This is a genomic window from Bacillus sp. JJ1773 (assembly GCF_036962035.1).
In the GTDB taxonomy this organism is placed as follows: Bacteria; Bacillota; Bacilli; order Bacillales; family Cytobacillaceae; genus Cytobacillus.
In genome coordinates this window covers 41,671-61,838 of record NZ_JBALNX010000044.1, presented here as the reverse complement: position 1 = coordinate 61,838, position 20,168 = coordinate 41,671, and the positions used below count along the sequence as shown (strand labels likewise).

Below are 20,168 nucleotides of genomic sequence, written 5' to 3'. Positions count from 1 at the left end.
TGGAAGGGAAAAATCGGTCAGTTTTCGGTAAATCAATCGGCACTTTTTTTAGTATCCGCTAGTTACGCAGAAATATCCGCCACTTTTGTGATATATCCGCCAGTTATGCAGAAATATCCGCCACTTTTGTGATATATCCGACAGTTACGCAGAAATATCCGCTACTTTTGTGATATATCCGTCAGATAGTCAATTATTATCTTTTTTCAATCGCCACAATGAAAGGTGGATTATTCTTCTGATTAATGAATTGATATTGAAGAACATGAGCCTTTTTTTGGTCTAGCTGTTTTACAAATTGAAGGAGTGCGTCACGTTCAATCGCACCTTCTTCGTGGCCATGGTAAACAACAAGGACAATAATCCCTTCAGGAGCCATAATTTCAAGAAGCTGCTCAATCGCTGAAATAGTTGTGTCTGGAACTGTAACAATCGATTTGTTGCCGCCTGGCAAATAGCCCAAATTAAAAATAGCACCTTTAATTTTACCGTGATTTTCTGCTGAGATACTGGACAATATATGTTCATGCCCATTATGAAATAAAGTAACACGGTCAGAAAGCTGCTGTTCTTCTATCCTTTTTTTTGTACTGAGAATTGCTTCTTCTTGTATATCAAATCCGAATACATGACCGGAATCTTCAACTAATTTTGCCAAGAATAATGTATCATGCCCATTTCCTAATGTTGCATCGACTGCAAAGTCACCAGAACCAACTGCTTTTTCTAGCAGCTTCCTAGCAAAAGGCAAAACTCCTTCTAGCTTCATGCTTGTACCTCCACACTGCTTGCCTTGTAAAATTTTCCTTGCCAGCTATTCCGTCTTTTAAGTTCAGCATCAATGGTGTTTAGAACCTCCCATTTATTAACACTCCACATCGGACCAATCATCAGCTCAATAGGACCATCTCCAGTAATTCGATGAATAATCATTTCAGGAGGCAGAATTTCAAGTTGATCACAAACTAAACTGACATATTGGTCAAATGATAAGAATTCAAGCATTCCTTTTTCATATTGCTTCACCATTGGTGTTCCTTTTAAAAGATGAAGAAGGTGGATTTTGATTCCTTGAACATCTAGCTTTGCGACCTCCTTAGCAGTTTCCATCATCATTTCCGGTGTTTCCAGTGGAAGTCCATTAATAATATGGGAACAAACACGAATTCCATGTTTTCGAAGCTTGTTGACACCGTCTACATAGCATTGATAATCATGAGCACGATTGATCAGCAATCCGGTTCTTTCATGTACAGTTTGCAAACCAAGCTCAACCCATAAATAAGTTCTTTGATTAAGCTCAGCCAAATATTCCACTACATCATCTGGAAGGCAGTCTGGCCTTGTAGCAATTGAAAGCCCTACAACATCTTCAAACTGTAAAACTTTTTCGTACATATTTCTTAACACTTCTACGGGTGCATGTGTATTCGTAAATGCCTGGAAGTAAGCCATATATTTGCCATCTTTCCACTTCTGATGCATTTTTTCTTTAATTTCTTTAAATTGTATCTCTATATCGTCAGATCGGTTTCCCGCAAAGTCACCAGAACCGGCCGCACTGCAAAATGTACAGCCTCCGTGCGCGACCGTGCCGTCACGATTCGGGCAGTCAAGGCCGCCATCAAGAGCAACCTTAAAAACCTTATGGCCAAATTGATTCCTTAAATGGTAATTCCATGTATGATAGCGTTTATTATCAGATGCAAAGGGAAAAGGATTAATCTGATTCATCATTGTAAACCTCCTTAAAGCACTATAAATAGAGAAAACCTATTTTTAAATGTAATGGCTATCAACGATTTTTGCCAGTAAAATTACGAAATAGGAAAAAGAAATATGAACAAACTAATGAATGAAGCATTTTGCTTCTGAAAAGACCGATTTATTTCAGGAGGGATATTATGGCTACTCGTGACTCCGTTGATAATCTAATGCAGCAATGTGAGGATGCTATCCGTTTCGCTAATGACCAGCTTCAGGAAGGCAGAACTCAAGAGCATTACAATGATGCTGGTTTTACGGATGCACTGTATTCTCTTGAGAATGCGTATAATGATCTGACCAAACTTGCTTTAAGTGCCAACGCCCAGCAGAGGGAACAGCTTCACCGCATGAGGCTGCAGCTTCAGCAGCTCCAAAATCAAATGATTATTCATCCCCATTAAGGAGTGATTTTCAAGGTGAAAAAACGGTCTAAACAAAGAAACCCTGAACAAAAGAACCGTAATGGCATAAATAATCAAGAACTAGAGATAGGTCAGGATTTCGACATCGTCAAGCAAGCAAAAAAGTTGTATGAAAAAAAGGGACAGCCAGTAAAATCAAAATTCCATCCTGAATAATCGAAACCCTCCAATTCTGGAGGGTTTTTTAGTTGTTCCACAGGGCTTCCGCTTTTCTAGGAATATTGTGTATTTTCTTTGTTTGGCTGCTTACATGATTCCCTATTGCAAGGACAGTAAAAAAGAAATAAAATTGCTTAGTGAACCGAACTAATTGTCGAGCAGACTTTTATATATTTTGGTCTATTTTAGGAGGGTTTTTTCATGCCACGTGCCTTATGGCTTTTAATAATTGGGATGGTGGTGAATGTTACAGGCTCTTCTTTTTTATGGCCTTTAAACACAATCTATATTCACGATCATTTAGGAAAATCATTATCAGTTGCGGGAATTGCTCTCATGTTAAACTCTGGAGCAAGTGTCATTGGCAATTTAACCGGGGGCATCCTTTTTGATAAAATTGGCGGCTATAAATCAATCCTGCTGGGAGCAGGAATATCCTTATTATCATTAATCGGGTTAACCTTTTGGCATGATTGGCCAATGTATGTTGTCTTTTTAACGATGGTTGGATTTGGGGCAGGAATTATTTTCCCATCAATGTATGCAATGGCTGGTTCAGTATGGAAGGAAGGCGGAAGAAAATCCTTTAATGCTCTATACGTAGCGCAGAACCTTGGTGTAGCAATCGGAGCGGCCCTTGGCGGATTTGTAGCTTCTTTTTCTTTTCAGCTCATCTTTATTGCTAATACGTTCATGTACTTGGCTTTTCTTTTCATTGCTGTTTTCGGATATAAAGGAATTCAAATTGAGTCAAGTATGCATACTTCTGTTCGAAAGAAAAAGTCTGTTGTTAAGGACCATTCAAAGCTATATGCCTTATTAATTTTATGTATTGGCTACAGCTTATGCTGGGTCGGATATGTTCAGTGGCAAACGACAATTGCCTCTTTTACACAGGAGCTTAATATCACCTTAAGACAATATAGTCTGCTTTGGACGATCAATGGAGCATTAATTGTTCTAGGGCAGCCAGTAATAAACTTGCTTGTGTCCCGAATCAAATCTCTGAAGACACAGATCAATATCGGCATTATTATTTTTATAGTCTCTTTTGGAGTTGTTTCCGTAGCCCATCAGTTTGCAGCTTTTCTTGCTGGAATGATTATATTAACAATTGGCGAAATGTTAGTATGGCCAGCAGTTCCTACGATCGCCAATGATCTGGCACCAAAAGGAAGAGAAGGATTCTACCAGGGAATTGTCAATAGTATGGCAACAGGAGGGCGTATGATTGGACCGCTCCTAGGGGGCATTCTTGTCGATATATACGGAATGTCAATGCTATTCTCAATCATTATAGTTTTACTCGTGATCTCTATTTTTACAACATTCATCTATGATAAAAAAATTAGAAAAACAAAGAGCGTTGCACACGCATCTTGAAGACCTGCACTAATGCTGCAGGTCTTTTAATTATGATTAGCCACTATTTCTCTGTTCCTCTACAAATACTACTTCCGAAAAATAGCTTTTTAATAATACCCATTTAGCAGGATACATATAAATAAATTCATTCACATCTTGATTCGAATAGATCACTAAATAATCCAATAGCATCTTTGCCTGATTTAAATCGTATAGAAGAGCATGAGGAAGGGTGTAATAATCATTTAGCTGGTTTGAATTCAGTTTTATAGCTTGGATCTGATTTGCCTTCAGAAATGAACTAATCATGCTTATACAGTGCGAGATCCCTTCTAAATCTTGATGCTGTCTTTCATTAATGAAGTAAATGCCTTTCATAGTTAACACTCCATTTTCTCTTTTCTCCCTTCTTTGACAAAAAATAGAGGAAAAATACTTATGTAATTAAATTATCTAACAATTGCGATAAAATAAGCTGGAATGTATAAATGATTATAAAGGGGAGTATTATGAAAAACGCATTATTAAATATTCCAATCGGAAGTTATTTTTTCATTAATCCCTCAAAAAAGGCTTTTGTCTGTTGATGAGATTGCGGATTATGCATATTCCTTGCAAGTGAATCTGCAAACGGAGTGACAGGGCAGGCCATCTGATTGATGGGGGATATACAGTTCAATAGATTTTGAGGGGACAGCTGTGAGATGTCCCTTTAAAATTTTTTAAAAATTCATTCACATAATCTTATTTCCCGCATATGCTACATATTAAATTTCCTGTCAAGATGAGCCCACTTGCATCTTGGCGGGAAATTTTATACAATAGCACTAATATATTTATATGCTAAGAAAAGGATTAGTAGTGGATTGAACCTGATTGTAGAGAGTTGACGGGTGGTGCAAGTCAGCCGGGTAAACCATGAACTCGCCTTTGAGCAGCAAGTGTGAAGGAATAGTAATGCTTGCCGTACTCCGCGTTAAGGATGAATGAAGCGAGTGACTATGTCACTAATGTGGGTGGTACCGCGGGAGATTATACATAATCCTCTCGTCCCTTAATTGGGATGGGAGGTTTTTTTGATTTTTTTCGAAATATTCTATAATTTTCATTTAGGAGGAACATGTGATGAGTTTCAATCATCAAGAGATTGAGAAAAAGTGGCAAACGGTCTGGGAAGAAAATAAAACATTTAAGACGAGCGAAGATAAAGGAAAGCGCAAATTTTACGCACTTGATATGTTTCCATATCCATCTGGAGCTGGACTTCATGTCGGACATCCAGAAGGCTACACAGCTACGGATATTCTTTCGCGCATGAAGCGGATGCAAGGCTATAATGTCCTTCATCCAATGGGCTGGGACGCATTCGGTCTTCCTGCTGAGCAATACGCATTAGATACAGGGAACGATCCAGCTGAATTTACGGCAAAGAATATTAATACATTCCGCCGTCAAATTAAAGCACTAGGATTCTCTTATGATTGGGATCGTGAAGTGAATACGACTGATCCTGAGTATTATAAATGGACACAATGGATTTTCTTAAAGCTATATGAAAAAGGTCTTGCTTATATTGATGAAGTAGCAGTGAACTGGTGCCCAGCACTTGGAACAGTTTTAGCGAACGAAGAAGTTATTGATGGAAAAAGTGAGCGTGGCGGCCACCCGGTTGAGCGCAGACCAATGAGACAATGGGTATTAAAAATAACTGCCTATGCAGATCGTTTGCTTGAGGATCTTGATTTACTAGATTGGCCTGAAAGCCTAAAAGATATGCAGCGTAACTGGATCGGCCGTTCAGAAGGGGCAGAAGTAACCTTCCAAATTGAAGGCCATGAAGGAACATTCAAAGTATTTACGACTCGTCCTGATACACTTTTTGGTGCAACCTATGCAGTACTTGCTCCAGAGCATGATTTAGTCGACAAAATTACGACTGAAGAGCAGCGTGCCGAAGTTCAAGGCTATTTAGATAAAGTAAAAATGAAAAGCGATTTGGAAAGAACTGATTTAGCAAAAGAAAAGACAGGTGTTTTCACAGGCGCCTACGCAATAAACCCGGCAAATGGCGAAAAGATGCCGATCTGGATTGCCGATTATGTATTAGCGAGTTATGGAACCGGTGCTATTATGGCTGTACCTGCTCATGACGAGCGTGACCATGAATTTGCAAAACAATTTGACTTGCCAATTGTTGAAGTTGTTGCTGGTGGAAATGTTGAAAAAGAAGCTTATGCTGGCGATGGCGAGCATGTAAATTCCGATTTCTTAAATGGAATGAATAAAGAAGAAGCTATCGGTAAGATGATTGCTTGGCTTGAAGAAAAAGGACTTGGCACGAAAAAGATCACTTATCGCCTTCGAGATTGGTTGTTTAGCCGCCAACGCTATTGGGGGGAGCCGATTCCAATTATTCATTGGGAAGATGGCACGAGTTCAGCTGTACCTGAAGACCAACTGCCATTAATTCTTCCAAAAACAACTGAAATAAAGCCGTCTGGAACGGGTGAGTCACCGCTCGCCAATATTGAAGAGTGGGTAAATGTGGTGGACCCAGTAACAGGCAAAAAAGGCCGCAGAGAAACAAACACGATGCCGCAATGGGCAGGCAGCTGCTGGTATTACCTGCGCTACATTGATCCACACAACAGTGAAGCGCTTGCGGATGCAGATAAACTGAAGGAATGGCTTCCAGTTGATATTTACATCGGTGGGGCAGAGCATGCCGTTCTTCACCTTCTATATGCTCGTTTCTGGCATAAAGTTCTGTATGATATCGGTGTTGTTCATACGAAGGAACCGTTCCAAAAGCTATTTAATCAGGGAATGATTCTTGGAGAAGGCAATGAAAAAATGAGTAAATCAAAAGGTAATGTTGTCAATCCTGATGACATTATTGAAAGTCACGGGGCAGATACGCTTCGATTATATGAAATGTTTATGGGACCGCTTGATGCATCCATTGCTTGGTCTACAAATGGTCTTGACGGATCCAGAAGATTCCTTGACCGTATATGGCGCTTGTTCATTGAAGAAAACGGAAGTCTAAATCCGAAAATTCAAGAGAGTGATGAAGCAAGCAAACTTGAAAAGGTATATCACCAAACAGTGAAAAAGGTAACAGAGGACTATGAAGGTTTACGCTTCAATACTGCTATTTCTCAAATGATGGTATTTATTAATGAAGCTTATAAAACAACAACAGTTCTTCCTAAACATTTCATGGAGGGCTTTGTGAAATTGCTTTCACCTATTACTCCTCATATTGCTGAAGAGCTATGGGGAAAGCTTGGCCATAGTGAAACAATCGCTTACGAAGCTTGGCCAGCATTCGATGAAGCAAAACTAGTCGATGATGAAGTAGAAATTGTTATCCAAATCAATGGAAAAGTAAAAGCGAAATTACTTGTCCCATCAGATGCCCAAAAGGATGCACTTGAAAAAATCGCTATGGATGACCAAACAGTAAAAGAGCAAATCGATGGAAAAACTATTCGTAAAGTCATCGCTGTTCCAGGAAAACTTGTCAACATAGTAGCCAATTAAAAAGGATTATTGTGCATGGCCTTCTCTAAGTTTCTAAATAATAATTTTACGTCCTCCGATTGCCTTTTCGGAGGATGTTTTTTAATATTAGCATAGGGGAAAACTTAAGGTTGATGAAGAAAGGGAGTTTTTGATGAGTATCGAGATTATTACTACGGAAGAATTGGATATGAAGCTGCAAGCCGGTGAGAAGCTTGAGCTAGTTGATGTTAGAGAAGATGAAGAAGTGGCTCAAGGGATGATTCCGGGAGCCAAACATATTCGAATGATGACAATCCCTGAAAACTTGGACTATTTTGATAAAGAAAAGGAATATATTTTTATTTGCCGGTCAGGAAACCGCAGTCAAAATGTATGCCATTACATGCAGGACCAAGGTTACAAAGTCCGCAACATGGTTGGCGGCATGCTGGACTGGACAGGTGAGGTTGAATTTAAATAAAACGCAACTTACTGGACAGGTTTAGGTGATATTCAGAAAACCTGTCCAACAAAAGTGATTTACTGGACAGGTTTCGCGGTATTTCTGGAAAGCTGTCCAAGAAACCCGAGTTACTGGACAAGTTTCGTAGTTTTTCCGTAAAGCTGTCCAAGAAACCCGAGTTACTGGACAGGTTTCGTAGTTTTTCCAAAAAGCTGTCCAAGAAACTTGGATTTCTAAACATTTCCTTGCATTGTCTAAAACCTGCGATAGGGCGAGTTCACTTCTGAATACGGGGAGTGAATTGTTTTTTTTGAAAAATAAATGTTGATTCCTTTTTTAAGAATAACTTATAGTTAAAGACGTACAGAAGCTTTAAGGAGGACTAACAGTGAAACCTATTTATAAAGGCAAAACAAAAGATGTATATGCACTAGAGGACGGAAATTATTTATTAAAGTTTAAAGATGATGTAACAGGAGAAAATGGAGTATTTGATCCAGGTGCCAATACGGTAGGTTTAACACTGGAGGGTGCAGGTCGTGCGGGATTAAGCCTGACTAAATTCTTTTTTGAAATTTTAAAGGAAAAGGGAATTCCCACTCATTATATTGATGCAAACATTGAAGAGGCTACGATGACAGTGAAGCCTGCTACCGTTTTTGGCAACGGCCTTGAAGTCATTTGCCGCTATAAGGCAGTCGGAAGCTTTCTTCGTCGCTACGGGATGTACGCTGAGGAGGGACAAGCCCTTGATGCGTTTGTAGAAGTAACGATTAAGGATGATGACCGACAGGACCCGCCAATCAGCGAGGATGCACTTGATATGCTGGGAGTCCTTTCGAAAGCTGAATATTCCGTACTAAAGGACTTAACAAAGCAAATCGGACAAGTGGTAAAAGATGAGCTTGAGAAAAAAGACATTGAATTATATGATATTAAATTTGAATTTGGCAGAGTCGGCGAAGACAAACAAATCGTTTTAATCGATGAAATTTCAGGTGGAAATATGAGGGCTTATAAAAATGGCAACTATATTGAACCGCTGGAATTAGAAAAATTAATGTTAGAAAAATAATAGATTTTATTTAGTAAAAGTGGCTGGCATAAAGTTAGCCGCTTTTTCTTATGCCCATTATTCAGTTTTAAAAACAGATTATTCTGTCAATAATGATAAAAAAGCAGAAAGGATGGGCCCCTTATGATTAAAGTGAAATTATTTGACCACGAGCATGAGAAGGATTTGGAGCTTGAAATGAACCGTTTTTTAGAAAAGATAGAAGAAAAAAAGCTAATGGATATAAAATACAATGTAGCCGCCGTACATGAGGATGAAGATGAGCAGATTTATTGTTTTTCAGCGATGATTATTTATAGAGCCTGATAGAATCTCAGGCTCTAATTTCATTAGAGGGAATTTGCAGTAAGAGCCGCATTCACACCTGCTAGCCTTCCTGTTACAAGTGCAGAAGTAATATTATATCCCCCTGTATAGCCGTGGATGTCAAGAATTTCCCCGCAAAAGAACAATCCTGTCATTAGTTTAGAAGCCATTGTCTTCGGATCAACCTCTTTTACTGAAACTCCACCTCCGGTCACAAAAGCTTTTTCAAGCGGAAGGGTTCCATTGACGGTAAACTGAAACATTTTACAGTTCTTCACAAAGGTTCTTACTTTTTCATTGGAAATATTAGCTCCCTGTGCTGAAGGGTCAATCCCGCTTTTCTCAAGTAAGAAAAGCAGATACCTTTCCGGCAGCAGCCCTTTTAATAAATTTTTGATGCTTTTTTTCGGTTCAGACTTAATTCCTAACAAGATTTCCTGATATAAAGGTTCTTCCATTTTATCAGAAAGGGCATCAATACTCATGGTGACTTCTTTCAAATTCCATTTCTTCATTGCTTTTACAACGAATTGACTGCATCTAAGAACCGCAGGCCCGCTAACGCCAAAGTGAGTGAAAATCATATCCATTTTATGAGTAATTAATGCTTTTCCTTTAGGATTTAACACACTTAATGCAACGCTGCGAAGAGAAAGTCCTTGCAGAGATTTGTCCTTAATAAATGCCTCTGCCGAAGTAACAGGGACCTCTGTCGGAAATAACTCAGTAATCGTATGCCCCGCCTTTTCAGCCCACGCATATCCGTCTCCAGTTGAACCTGTATGGGGCACAGATTTTCCTCCGACTGCCATCACAACTGCTTCCGCCTCGAAGATTTCTCCGCTTCTTAGCTCAACCGCCTTTACGGAACCATCTGAATAATGGACATTTTTAACAGGACTGTTTGTTTTAATATCTACTTTTAGTTCGCTAAGTTTTGAAAGTAAAGCATCCACAACCGATTGTGCCTTGTCTGTCACAGGAAACATCCGACCGTGATCCTCTTCCTTTAGCTTAATGCCCAGATTCTCGAAAAACTTAATAATATCCTCGTTGCTAAAAAGAGAAAAGGCACTGTATAAAAATCGTCCATTCCCCGGAATATGTTTAATAATTTCATCAATCGGCAGCCTGTTCGTCACATTGCATCTACCGCCGCCTGAAATGGCAAGCTTTCTGCCAAGCTTGTCCCCTTTATCGATAAGCAGCACTCTAGCTTTCTGCTCAGCAGCCCCAATCGCAGCCATTAAACCGGATGGCCCGCCGCCAATCACAATTACATTATATTTCATTTATTCACCAACTTAGCCTTCAGTCTTAAAATCCTATTCATTATATACGAAATGTGGGTAGTTTCATAACCCTACAACAATAGGGACTTATTTGCGAAAAAATTATTGCCATAAACTATCTCTAGGTAGCAATCCTTCTTAAAGAAGAGTAAACTACAAATAGTGTGCAAATTTCGTTTTGCGCTTTTTCTTTTAAAGGAAGGGATAATAATTTATGTCATCTAAGCTTTTAAGGGGGACCTTTATCTTAACCCTTGGCACGATTATTTCAAAGGTACTGGGGTTATTTTACGTCATACCGTTTTATCATATAGTTGGGGATGAAGGGAATGCCCTTTATACCTTTGCATACATTCCTTATACGATATTTATTAGTATTGCTACTGCCGGGGTACCGTTAGCAGTTTCAAAATTTATTTCAAAATATAATGCTTTAGAAGAATATGCTGTTGGCAGAAAGCTTTTTAAATCCGGTTTGCTTGTCATGATGGGAACGGGGCTTATCGCCTTTATAGCATTGTATCTATTAGCTCCATTGATAGCAGAAATTAGCCCCCATAATGAGTCTGTCACTGCTGAGAACGGGGCAACTGTCATTCGAGCAGTGAGCTTCGCACTTATTCTTGTTCCTATTATGAGTCTCATCCGAGGCTTCTTTCAGGGGCATCAGTCAATGGGACCTTCTGCTTTATCACAAGTCATTGAACAGATTGTTCGAATTACTTTCGTACTTGTAGGTGCGTATATCGTTTTACATATCATGAAGGGAAGTCTTGTTACCGCGGTTAGTGTAGCAACTTTTGCGGCCTTTATTGGCGCTATTGGAGGATTAGCCAGTTTATTATGGTACTGGTATAAACGGAGACCTTATTTAGATGAGCTGCTCTTGAATGATAAAGGTACAATGGAAATTTCTCTAAAGGAAATGTATAAGGAAATCATCGTTTATGCAGCACCTTTCGTTTTTGTCGGAATTGCAAATCCGCTTTTTCAGTTTATTGATCAGCTGACCTTTGATAGAGCGATGGCCTCGATTGGATTAAAGGATGAAGCAGTTACAGCTTTTGCCGTATTAACATTCCAAACGCATAAGCTTGTCATTATTCCGGTATCTTTAGCTACAGCCTTTTCGTTAACATTGGTGCCTAGCATTACAAAAGCATTTGTGGAAGAGGATCGATCCAGTTTAAATCATCAATTAAATCAGGCTTTTCAGGTTTTATTATTTTTAACACTTCCGGCGGTTGTTGGTCTCTCTTTACTTGCAGAGCCGATTTTTACACTATTTTATGATCATAAGGAATTAGGTACAGAAGTGTTAAGGGCTTACGCACCTGTAGCGATATTATTTGCTTATTACCTAGTAACAGCGGCGATTTTACAAGGAATAAATGAGCAGCGCTATACTGTATTAAGTTTGCTCGTCGGTTTACTGATAAAATTGAGCTTAAATATTCCGCTTATTAAGGTATTAGAAACAAATGGAGCTGTTCTCGCAACAGCTATTGGCTATGCAGCAGCTATATTAATTAATTTATTTGTTATTAAAACATATGCGAAGTACCCATTTAAACTTGTGTTAAGAAGAGGGCTTTTAATAGTCCTATTTACGTTATTCATGTTCTTAGGCACAGGAATTGCGTATAAGATTCTTACACTCTTCTTATCTCCTGCATCCAGTTTTCAGGCTTTAATCATCGTCCTTATTTGTGCAGCAATTGGTGCTGGTATTTACTTCTATTTAAGCTTTAAAACAAGATTAGTGTATTTCTTATTTGGCCAAAAGGTCGATCGTGTCATGAAAAAATTAAGACTGCGTTCATAATAGGGGGCTACTTAAATGCGCATAGATAAAATGCTAGCCAATTTAGGCTACGGAAGCAGAAAGGATGTTAAGAAGCTGCTTAAAGATGGGGTTGTTGAGGTAAATGATCAAAAAGTGAAGGACCCTAAACAACATGTTGATCCAGATAAAGATACAGTAACGATAAACGGAGAAGTTGTAGAATACAAGGAATTCATTTATTTAATGCTGAATAAGCCTCAAGGCGTCATCTCGGCAACCGAAGATTCTGAGCATGAAACGGTTTTAGATTTGTTAGAAATGGAGGATCTCGTATTCTCGCCTTTTCCGGTCGGGCGTCTCGATAAAGATACAGAGGGACTTCTGCTGTTAACAAATGATGGCCAGTTGGCCCATCGCCTTCTTTCGCCTAAAAAGCATGTCCCGAAAACTTATTTTGCTGTTATTAATAGTGAAGTAACGGAAGAGGACGTTGCTGCTTTTAAAAGGGGTGTCATCCTTGATGACGGATACCAAACGAAACCTGGGGACCTAAAAATACTTAAATCTGGAATGACTTCCGATATTGAGCTTACGATTACTGAAGGGAAATTTCATCAAGTAAAAAGGATGTTTGAAGCTGTGGGGAAGCGGGTTATGTATTTACAAAGGCTCTCCATGGGGCCGCTCAAGCTAGATGAAACATTGGAGCTTGGAGAATACCGGGAATTAACGGATGAGGAAATTACGCAGTTAATGGAATATGAAGCCAAATAAAAATCGCCACGACAGGCGATTTTTTTTATGTGCATTATATTAGGATGATATTTTTACTTTTCGTTTGGTCGTTGTCCATTTTCCTCGAGTTGGACTTTTGACAAGGTCGTTATAAACAAGAACATTTAGATCTCTTTGAATGGTGCGAGGAGTAATACCAAATTCCTCTACAAGCTCTTGAGTTGTTACAGTTCCGCGCTTATTAATAAACATGTAGACGGATTTGATACGGTTTAACATCCGGTTAGTTGAAGGTTTCAAAGAACCACTCCCTATCCTTTTTTCAAACCAATGGCAATTACCTGCAACCGACAGCTTCGTTTGAAGAAACATGTCCTTCAAGCAAATGTAGTTTTCTTTTCCGCAGCCATCTCCTTTTCTAATTTCAGTTTTTTTCCAAAATATCATCCTTTACAATCATTGTACCCCTATTTTTTGATAATTTCTACTTTATTGCAGAATTTACGAAAGATTAATAAAACCGCCCCTCTCTGAATTTCTTAATTAAACATATGGATCTTTGAGTTGTCCTATGTTTGGAAAATTCGAAATGGGATAAACTTCCCGTATCCTGTTTGAATGAATTTTTATATAATCAAACTTTGTTAGGGTTACGTATTTGAGCTGGTGGGACAAGGAACCTCTGTCCTAAATAAAATTGAAAGGATGTAAGGCATTTGCAAGAACAATCTTTGCGGGATCAATTGGTGTATCCGAAAGAAAATATATATTTTGCCTTTGTTGCTTTATTTAGTATTCTCGCGTATATCTTTTTAGCGTTTTCCGTTGTTGGAATTATTTTTATTATCGTTCTTATTTTCTTATCGGTTGTACTCCATGGAATTATGATGGGTGGCATTAGACGGAACGGTGTGAAAATCAGCAGGAATCAGTTTCCTGATCTTTATGAAAAGGCTGAAATGACTGCAAAGGATATGGGGCTTACAGTGATGCCTGATATTTATGTCATAGAATCAGAAGGAGTCTTAAATGCCTTCGCAACCCGTTTCTTTAGAAAAAATATGGTCGTTCTTTACTCCGGAATATTCGAATTAATAGAAAGAAATGCTGAAAAGGAAGTATTATTTGTCCTTGCACATGAATTTGCCCATTTAAAAAGGAAGCATATAATCATAAGCTTTCTGCTTTTGCCAGCGATGTGGGTTCCGTTTCTCGGCAATGCCTATTTAAGGGCTTGTGAATATACGTGTGATCGTTATGCAGCATTTTACATTGAGTCGTTCGATGCGGCAAAGGATGCCTTAACGATGCTTGCGATCGGCAAGGAATTATATCCAAAGGTCAATAAGCAAGCCTATATGGAACAGCTTCAAACCGAACATGGATTTTTTGTCTGGCTGAATGAGAAATTATCCACACACCCTCATTTGCCAAAGAGAATCTATGCTTTATCCCGATTTTTTTCCGAGGATTCAACATTTGAATTGAAGGAGCCTAAGGGGAAGGTTTGGCTTGGTATAATTGGTGCAGGAGTAGCTGTTGTCATTTTGTCAGCAGGCATTTTTGTCGGAATGAAAGCAATAGAGAAAATGGATTTTTGGTCTGAAATGACATCGGGAATTGAAGGGGCTACCCCTCTCATGAATGCAGCCAGTGAAAATGATACAGAAACCATTCAGTCTTTATTATCAGATGGCGTAGAAATTGACGCACAAGATTTAGAAGGTTCAACGGCACTACATTGGGCTGTGTACAATGGGAGCCTGGAAGCGGCTCAATTGCTCCTAGAACATGGGGCAGACCCTAATTCCATTGATACTTATGAATCTAGCCCGCTTATTAATGCAGTATACAATGATGATGTTGCAATGGCAGAGCTGCTTTTACAAAATGGAGCAGATCCTAGTTATCAGGATTCAGAGGGCTATACAGCCTATGATTATGCAGTTGATTTTGGCAATGAAGACTTGATCAAATTATTAAAACAATAAAGTGGAAACTGCTCTTCAGTTGGAGAGCAGTTTTTATTTTGTTCATAAGAAACTTTTTCCATTATTTATTCGTACTAAATAAATGGGAGGAGAAGGGATGAACCTATTAAATGTAGATATTAAACAGGCAGGCTATGAAAAGGATTTAGCAATTATACATAATATACAATTTGAAGTTGGAGCAGGAGAACTTATTGGGATGATTGGTCCAAATGGGGCAGGGAAGAGTACAACTATTAAGACCATTCTTGGCTTACTAGAAAATATAAAGGGTGAGGTAACCTTCCAGCCCGAAGCTAAATATTCTTATATTCCGGAAAGGCCTATCTTTTATGATGAGCTCACTTTATGGGAGCATTTAGACTTTATTTCATCAGTGGAAGGATTAAGTGATAAAAACTATAAAGACCAGGCAAAGGAATTGCTAGTGCAATATAAACTGGCTGAGCATGCACATGAGTTTCCAGGTAAATACTCCAAAGGAATGCAACAGAAGGCGATGCTGATATTATCCATGATTACTAATCCAGATATATATATCATTGATGAGCCTTTTATTGGATTGGATCCAAATGCAATGAAGCTTTTTCTTGAATCGATTCAGCGTGAACGTGAAAGAGGAGCAGGTATTCTTATGTCTACTCATGTTTTGGATACAGCAGAAAAGGTATGTGACCGTTTTTTAATTGTCCATAAGGGAGAGCTTAAAGCAGCCGGGACTTTAGATGAAATTAGAACTCAATGTCATCTACCTAATGGTTCACTCTATGATTGCTTTCATTTAATTGCGGAAGGCCATGAAGATGAATAGCTGGAACATATTTGCAGATCGGTTAGTTAGAGGGTGGAAATATCAATATGGTGTGATCCGTTCGATTGCCGATTGGACAATCATCCTTTACTTAATTATCCCGGCTAGTGCCATCTTTTTGATGATGTACCGTACATGGTGGCTGGAACCGCCTGCGTGGATTGCAAACATTCCATTATTCTTGCTGTTCTTTGTCCTTTATTTATTTTCATGGAGCGGAAACATTCGTACGTTCGTACAGGAAGCAGACAAAGTATTTTTAATAAAAAATCAGCCAATCTTTCTTGGAATGAAAAAATGGGGGTATGCCTACTCAATCCTTTCACAAGTTATACAAATAGCTGTTTCCATCTTTGTTTTTCTTCCATTCTTAAGAAAACATTATTTTCTCGATTGGCAGCAGATCATTTCGCTATTCATTTTCTTTATTGTACTGAATACCATGATTTTATTTTTAAAATTCTTAATGAGAAAAATAGAGACAAGGCTAAAAAGGATTGCAGCTGGAATTCTATTATTCATTCTTTTAAGTTGGTCTAGTCAACTTATATTTTTACTTTGGGAAAAAGGTTTGCTTTTTCCAATCTATTTATGCAGTGCCTTATTAATGATTATTTCCATTTTTCAAAGCTTGCGATCGATCCAAAAAGTCTCATCCATCGATCAAGATATTTCCCAGGGCAATGAAGCCAAAATGAAGAATATAGACTTAATCTTTAAGCTTTCACATGATATAGAAAAGCCGGTTATCGTTTCTATAAGAACAAAGCCCCTTTTATTCCGCCGTTCAAAACGAATTTTTAAAAATCGTAAAGAGATTAACGGGTATATAGAGCTATTTATAAAAATCTTTATTAGAAACATTTATATATAGGGGGATATTTACAGATCATATCCGTGACAACAGCAGCAATTGTCATTATCCCGCCACTTTGGATAAAAGCTCTTATTTTCATAGGCTTTCTTATTATGATGTATTCATGGCTTTCATTAGTTTGGGATAGGGTGACAACATCCAATCCGATCAGCAAGAAATACAGTGAAAGTACCTATTATTTTGCTGCTAGAAAAAGGACAGTTACAGCCTTTTTCGTTTTAGCCATTCTTCTAATTGGGATATTCATTACTTGTTGGCTTTTCGTTTTCATGCAATTCGGATTTAGACCAGGGATGTTTGGTCGTTAATTCACCAAGTGTGTTCCATTTAAAAGAGAGATATAATAAATCAGAGGTCGCACAACGATACATTTCTTAGCAAAGAACAAAGGAGGAAGAGCTATGAGTGCTATTAATTGGCAGCAAGAAGTCGAAAACAGAAAAGAAGCTCTGCTTGAGGACACAAAAAAACTTTTACAAATAAAAAGTGTGTTAGATGAAGAAAACTCAACAGAGGCGGCTCCTTTAGGTGAAGGGGTAAAGGAAGCACTTGATTTTATGCTGAAGCTTGGAGAAAAAGATGGGTTTACTCCTAAGAATGTGGGTAACCTTGCTGGTCACTTGGAGTTTGGACAGGGGGATGAGATTGTCGGGATTCTCTGCCATGTCGATGTTGTACCTGAAGGAGACGGATGGTCGAGCGATCCATACGGCGCCGAAATTCGTGACGGAAAAATGTATGCGAGAGGAGCAATTGATGATAAAGGGCCAACAATGGCAGCTTATTATGCGATGAAAATTGTGAAGGAGCTCGGGCTTCCGTTGAATAAGCGAGTACGTATGATTATAGGTACAGATGAAGAAAGTGATTGGCGCTGTGTAGAGCATTATTTTAAACATGAAGAAATGCCAGTAATGGGATTTGCGCCGGATGCTGATTTTCCGATTATTTATGCAGAGAAGGGAATTTCTGACTTTGACCTAGTTCAAGGAACTGTAGAGATTCAAGAAAAAGATTTTCAAGTAGAGGTACTAAGCTTCCAATCAGGCAGAAGATATAATATGGTCCCTGATTTTGCTCGGGCAGCTCTTGGCGTACAATATGAGTCTATAGAAATTATTCAAAAATATACCGGCTTTCTAAGTCAGTATGAGCTTAAAGGGAAGTATTACATAGATAACGGTGAATTAATATTGGAAACTGAAGGAGTTTCCGCTCATGGAATGGAGCCTGACCACGGGAAAAATGCCGGTCTATATTTGGCTGAGTTTCTTACACAATTGAAATTGGATTCCAGGGCAGACCAATTTTTAAAATTTGTATCTACCTATTTTTGGGAGGATTCCCGTGGGAAAAAGCTTGGGATCGATTATAAGGATGATATTACAGGAGATTTAACAATTAACGTAGGAAAGCTTGTTTATACGCAAGCCGAGGGCGGAAGGCTAGGTCTAAATCTGCGCTATCCAGTAACAAACAAAATGGAAGAAACAAAACATAGGCTTGAAAGCATTCTAAAGGAAGAAAATGTTTCAATAGAGAATTTTACAGATTCGAAGCCACACCATGTGGAAGAGGATGACTTCTTAATCCAGACATTAAAAAAAGTGTACGAAGAGCAAACAGGCAAGGGAGCTGAGTTGCTTTCCATCGGGGGCGGAACATATGCCCGTTCCTTGAAATCAGGTGTTGCATTTGGACCGTTATTCCCTGGGAGAGAAGATGTAGCTCATCAAAAGGATGAACATATCTATATTGAAGATATGTTAAAAGCTGCTGCTATATATGCTCAGGCCATCTATGAGCTTGCCAAGTAAGAAAAATATTTGTTAAAATTGCTCCGAAGTTACGAAATACTAGGATGAGGAAGAGGCGACAAGCATGGAGTATGTCATCATTAATGGGGAGTTTATTAACCGTACTGAGGCCAAGATTGATATCGAGGATCGCGGGTATCAATTTGGCGATGGAGTTTACGAAGTCATTCGGGTCTACAACGGGAAGATGTTTACAGCCAAAGAGCATCTAGAGCGTCTGATTGAAAGTGGAAAAAAGATTAACATGAAGATAGCCGATTCCGTAGAGGAATTAAGGAATATGCTCTCTGAATTGATTGAAAAGAATCAACTTACAATGGGTACGATCTATATGCAGGTTACTAGAGGAATCTCTCCAAGAAGTCATGCTTTTCCAAGTTCTGATATTCACCAAACATTTGTAGCAAATACGAAAGCAGTCGATAGACCGGTTGAAAACATGAAAACAGGTGTGAAAACGATTTTGGTAGAGGACATTCGCTGGCTACTCTGTGACATTAAAAGTCTTAATCTTCTAGGTAATATAATGGCAAAGCAAAAGGCTGTAGAAGAAGGCTGTTTTGAGGCTATCCAGCACCGCGGGGACACCGTAACAGAAGGAAGCTCATCGAATGTTTCCATCATTAAGGATGGAAAGGTGATTACCCATCCAGCCAATAACCTTATTCTAAATGGGATCACGAGACAAAAGGTTATAGAAGTTTGCCGGAGCAACGATATTCCTGTTGAGGTAAGAGCTTTCACATTGGAAGAACTGAAACAGGCTGATGAAGCATTTATCTCAGGAACAACGGTTGAGGTCACCCCAATTATTGAAATTGATGGAGAGAAAGTAGGTAATGGTGCACCGGGTGCATTAACTAAGCATATTCAAGAGCTATTTAATCAAGCCATTGAAAAGGAATGTGGCAGTCTTTAAAATAGGAAAGAACCAGTATATGAGATGCTGGTTCTTTTTTAACTTCATTCGGCAGAAGTTTTCCTCTTCTATAAGTGGGAGTTCAAACTCCGGCGGATGCCTCAGATTTTTTAAAAGGAAATTATCGAGCAAGCTCGACAAAATCTGGGCGCAATTTCGCCAAGGTGAAATTGATTAATGGAGGGATAAGAATGGGAAGTCAGGCACATTTTTTCTATGCTGTCAGTTTGCCAAGTACAACAAAGCTAAAGATAAAGGAAGAATGTTCGATATTAAAGAGGAATCTTCCATTTCAACGGTGGGTACACCATGAGGATCTTCATATCACTTTGGCGTTTCTCGGGTCGGCTGAAAAAGAAATGCTTCAAGCCTCACAAGTTCTAATTGAAAAGGGATTAGAAGACCAAAAGGCTCTTACTCTTCAAATAAATAAACTAGGTGTATTTGGCAGAGAGGATTCACCAAGAATTTTTTGGGCAGATACATATAAGGAAGAGAGGCTGAATACCATTCGGGATATCGTTTTTTCAGCATGTGCTGGAGCCGGCTTTGAATTGGAGACAAGACCATTTAAGCCGCATATTACACTGGCTAGAAAATGGACAGGGGATTCCCCTTTTCATACAAGCCTGTTGAATGAACACAATCCATATAATGATTCACCTCTATCCTTTACAGCTAATGAAGTTGTTTTATACCAAACACATTTAGACAAATCACCAAAATATGAAAGAATCGCCAGCTTTCCATTGGCGGATGAATAAAATAGGCATACAATAAGAAAAGCGGAAGCTCCTTCGGAACAATTAAAGGACAATTGTTCCTGCGATGAATATTCGCAGTAGCTTTCCTTTGTGGTCACCCCCGACAAGCACA

At 38.8% G+C, this 20,168-nt stretch carries 21 protein-coding genes, 1 pseudogene and 1 other annotated feature; of the genes and pseudogenes, 17 read left to right on the top strand and 5 right to left on the bottom strand.

Translation table 11 applies throughout. From position 1 onward, the window contains the following. Positions 1 to 196: 196 nt before the first annotated feature. Positions 197 to 769 carry a class I SAM-dependent methyltransferase gene (locus V7127_RS13090; protein WP_335486682.1) on the bottom strand — a complete coding sequence of 191 codons (573 nt, stop codon included), beginning with the start codon at positions 767 to 769 and terminating at the stop codon, positions 197 to 199. Then, a complete protein-coding gene (locus tag V7127_RS13085; RefSeq protein ID WP_335486765.1) occupies positions 766 to 1,734 on the bottom strand; it encodes a TIGR01212 family radical SAM protein in 969 nt (322 codons plus the stop codon). The genes V7127_RS13090 and V7127_RS13085 overlap by 4 nt, the downstream gene beginning before the upstream one ends. Before the next feature lie 170 nt (positions 1,735 to 1,904). Here V7127_RS13085 and V7127_RS13080 point away from each other — a divergent pair, with 170 nt between their 5' ends. From V7127_RS13080 to V7127_RS13070, 3 genes are all read left to right on the top strand, one after another. After that, entirely contained in the window at positions 1,905 to 2,168 is a 264-nt protein-coding gene (locus V7127_RS13080; protein WP_335486679.1) for a YtzC family protein, read from the top strand. Between the two features lie 15 nt (positions 2,169 to 2,183). Next, entirely contained in the window at positions 2,184 to 2,345 is a 162-nt protein-coding gene (locus V7127_RS13075) for a glycogen biosynthesis protein GlgD (protein WP_335486676.1), read from the top strand. A 204-nt stretch (positions 2,346 to 2,549) separates the two neighbouring features. Further along, positions 2,550 to 3,731, top strand: a complete 1,182-nt coding sequence (locus tag V7127_RS13070) for an MDR family MFS transporter (RefSeq protein ID WP_335344406.1) — start codon at positions 2,550 to 2,552, stop codon at positions 3,729 to 3,731. Positions 3,732 to 3,767: 36 nt separating this feature from the next. Here the strand turns inward: V7127_RS13070 and V7127_RS13065 are convergent, their stop codons facing one another. After that, positions 3,768 to 4,091 carry a hypothetical protein gene (locus V7127_RS13065; protein WP_335486672.1) on the bottom strand — a complete coding sequence of 108 codons (324 nt, stop codon included), beginning with the start codon at positions 4,089 to 4,091 and terminating at the stop codon, positions 3,768 to 3,770. Positions 4,092 to 4,253: 162 nt separating this feature from the next. Between V7127_RS13065 and V7127_RS13060 the strand changes: the two are divergent. The 5 genes and pseudogenes from V7127_RS13060 to V7127_RS13040 all read left to right on the top strand — a co-directional run. After that, positions 4,254 to 4,395: pseudogene (locus tag V7127_RS13060) on the top strand (SDR family oxidoreductase); the annotation flags it as partial. A 154-nt stretch (positions 4,396 to 4,549) separates the two neighbouring features. Beyond that, positions 4,550 to 4,771, top strand: a binding site (T-box leader). A 67-nt stretch (positions 4,772 to 4,838) separates the two neighbouring features. Continuing rightward, a complete protein-coding gene (leuS, locus tag V7127_RS13055; protein ID WP_335486669.1) occupies positions 4,839 to 7,259 on the top strand; it encodes a leucine--tRNA ligase in 2,421 nt (806 codons plus the stop codon). Between the two features lie 133 nt (positions 7,260 to 7,392). After that, positions 7,393 to 7,701, top strand: a complete 309-nt coding sequence (locus V7127_RS13050) for a rhodanese-like domain-containing protein (RefSeq protein WP_438824002.1) — start codon at positions 7,393 to 7,395, stop codon at positions 7,699 to 7,701. A 370-nt stretch (positions 7,702 to 8,071) separates the two neighbouring features. Next, complete coding sequence (locus tag V7127_RS13045; protein ID WP_335345149.1) at positions 8,072 to 8,758, top strand: phosphoribosylaminoimidazolesuccinocarboxamide synthase; 687 nt, start codon at positions 8,072 to 8,074, stop codon at positions 8,756 to 8,758. 123 nt (positions 8,759 to 8,881) lie between these two features. Next, positions 8,882 to 9,064, top strand: coding sequence for a sporulation protein Cse60 (locus tag V7127_RS13040; protein ID WP_335345150.1), 183 nt, complete (start codon positions 8,882 to 8,884; stop codon positions 9,062 to 9,064). Positions 9,065 to 9,087: 23 nt separating this feature from the next. On the opposite strand, the gene V7127_RS13035 is transcribed toward V7127_RS13040, so the two are convergent. After that, the gene (locus V7127_RS13035) at positions 9,088 to 10,356 is read right to left on the bottom strand and encodes an NAD(P)/FAD-dependent oxidoreductase (RefSeq protein ID WP_335486663.1); all 1,269 of its coding nucleotides are present in this window, start codon (positions 10,354 to 10,356) and stop codon (positions 9,088 to 9,090) included. Between the two features lie 214 nt (positions 10,357 to 10,570). Between V7127_RS13035 and V7127_RS13030 the strand changes: the two genes are divergently transcribed. Both V7127_RS13030 and V7127_RS13025 read left to right on the top strand, forming a co-directional pair. Then, the gene (locus tag V7127_RS13030) at positions 10,571 to 12,181 is read left to right on the top strand and encodes a putative polysaccharide biosynthesis protein (protein WP_335345152.1); all 1,611 of its coding nucleotides are present in this window, start codon (positions 10,571 to 10,573) and stop codon (positions 12,179 to 12,181) included. 15 nt (positions 12,182 to 12,196) lie between these two features. Beyond that, complete coding sequence (locus tag V7127_RS13025; RefSeq protein ID WP_335486660.1) at positions 12,197 to 12,916, top strand: pseudouridine synthase; 720 nt, start codon at positions 12,197 to 12,199, stop codon at positions 12,914 to 12,916. A 39-nt stretch (positions 12,917 to 12,955) separates the two neighbouring features. Here V7127_RS13025 and V7127_RS13020 read toward each other — a convergent pair whose 3' ends face one another. Next, positions 12,956 to 13,177, bottom strand: coding sequence for a DeoR family transcriptional regulator (locus V7127_RS13020; protein WP_066294579.1), 222 nt, complete (start codon positions 13,175 to 13,177; stop codon positions 12,956 to 12,958). A 416-nt stretch (positions 13,178 to 13,593) separates the two neighbouring features. Here V7127_RS13020 and V7127_RS13015 point away from each other — a divergent pair, with 416 nt between their 5' ends. The 7 genes from V7127_RS13015 (at position 13,594) to thpR (ending at position 20,056) form a co-directional block, all read left to right on the top strand. After that, the gene (locus V7127_RS13015) at positions 13,594 to 14,868 is read left to right on the top strand and encodes a M48 family metallopeptidase (RefSeq protein ID WP_335486657.1); all 1,275 of its coding nucleotides are present in this window, start codon (positions 13,594 to 13,596) and stop codon (positions 14,866 to 14,868) included. A gap of 97 nt (positions 14,869 to 14,965) precedes the next feature. Next, positions 14,966 to 15,679: an ABC transporter ATP-binding protein gene (locus tag V7127_RS13010; protein WP_335486654.1), complete on the top strand. Its 714-nt coding sequence runs from the start codon at positions 14,966 to 14,968 to the stop codon at positions 15,677 to 15,679. Then, on the top strand, positions 15,672 to 16,553 hold the full coding sequence (locus tag V7127_RS13005) for an ABC transporter permease (RefSeq protein WP_335486651.1): 882 nt from the start codon (positions 15,672 to 15,674) through the stop codon (positions 16,551 to 16,553). Before V7127_RS13010 ends, V7127_RS13005 begins: the two co-directional genes overlap by 8 nt. 23 nt (positions 16,554 to 16,576) lie before the next feature. Then, positions 16,577 to 16,864, top strand: coding sequence for a hypothetical protein (locus V7127_RS13000; RefSeq protein WP_335486648.1), 288 nt, complete (start codon positions 16,577 to 16,579; stop codon positions 16,862 to 16,864). Positions 16,865 to 16,957: 93 nt separating this feature from the next. Next, a complete protein-coding gene (gene pepV, locus V7127_RS12995; RefSeq protein WP_335486645.1) occupies positions 16,958 to 18,373 on the top strand; it encodes a dipeptidase PepV in 1,416 nt (471 codons plus the stop codon). Between the two features lie 64 nt (positions 18,374 to 18,437). Beyond that, positions 18,438 to 19,292, top strand: coding sequence for a D-amino-acid transaminase (gene dat, locus V7127_RS12990; protein WP_335486642.1), 855 nt, complete (start codon positions 18,438 to 18,440; stop codon positions 19,290 to 19,292). Positions 19,293 to 19,366: 74 nt separating this feature from the next. Next, on the top strand, positions 19,367 to 20,056 hold the full coding sequence (gene thpR / locus V7127_RS12985; protein WP_335486639.1) for an RNA 2',3'-cyclic phosphodiesterase: 690 nt from the start codon (positions 19,367 to 19,369) through the stop codon (positions 20,054 to 20,056). Positions 20,057 to 20,168: the final 112 nt, after the last annotated feature.

Bases quoted from the DNA above. Each gene is read 5' to 3' on its own strand.
- V7127_RS13090 (WP_335486682.1), bottom strand. From the start codon at position 769: ATGAAGCTAGAAGGAGTTTTGCCTTTTGCTAGGAAGCTGCTAGAAAAA.
- V7127_RS13085 (WP_335486765.1), bottom strand. From the start codon at position 1,734: ATGAATCAGATTAATCCTTTTCCCTTTGCATCTGATAATAAACGCTAT.
- V7127_RS13080 (WP_335486679.1), top strand. From the start codon at position 1,905: ATGGCTACTCGTGACTCCGTTGATAATCTAATGCAGCAATGTGAGGAT.
- V7127_RS13070 (WP_335344406.1), top strand. From the start codon at position 2,550: ATGCCACGTGCCTTATGGCTTTTAATAATTGGGATGGTGGTGAATGTT.
- V7127_RS13065 (WP_335486672.1), bottom strand. From the start codon at position 4,091: ATGAAAGGCATTTACTTCATTAATGAAAGACAGCATCAAGATTTAGAA.
- leuS (WP_335486669.1), top strand. From the start codon at position 4,839: ATGAGTTTCAATCATCAAGAGATTGAGAAAAAGTGGCAAACGGTCTGG.
- V7127_RS13050 (WP_438824002.1), top strand. From the start codon at position 7,393: ATGAGTATCGAGATTATTACTACGGAAGAATTGGATATGAAGCTGCAA.
- V7127_RS13040 (WP_335345150.1), top strand. From the start codon at position 8,882: ATGATTAAAGTGAAATTATTTGACCACGAGCATGAGAAGGATTTGGAG.
- V7127_RS13035 (WP_335486663.1), bottom strand. From the start codon at position 10,356: ATGAAATATAATGTAATTGTGATTGGCGGCGGGCCATCCGGTTTAATG.
- V7127_RS13030 (WP_335345152.1), top strand. From the start codon at position 10,571: ATGTCATCTAAGCTTTTAAGGGGGACCTTTATCTTAACCCTTGGCACG.
- V7127_RS13025 (WP_335486660.1), top strand. From the start codon at position 12,197: ATGCGCATAGATAAAATGCTAGCCAATTTAGGCTACGGAAGCAGAAAG.
- V7127_RS13010 (WP_335486654.1), top strand. From the start codon at position 14,966: ATGAACCTATTAAATGTAGATATTAAACAGGCAGGCTATGAAAAGGAT.
- V7127_RS13005 (WP_335486651.1), top strand. From the start codon at position 15,672: ATGAATAGCTGGAACATATTTGCAGATCGGTTAGTTAGAGGGTGGAAA.
- pepV (WP_335486645.1), top strand. From the start codon at position 16,958: ATGAGTGCTATTAATTGGCAGCAAGAAGTCGAAAACAGAAAAGAAGCT.
- dat (WP_335486642.1), top strand. From the start codon at position 18,438: ATGGAGTATGTCATCATTAATGGGGAGTTTATTAACCGTACTGAGGCC.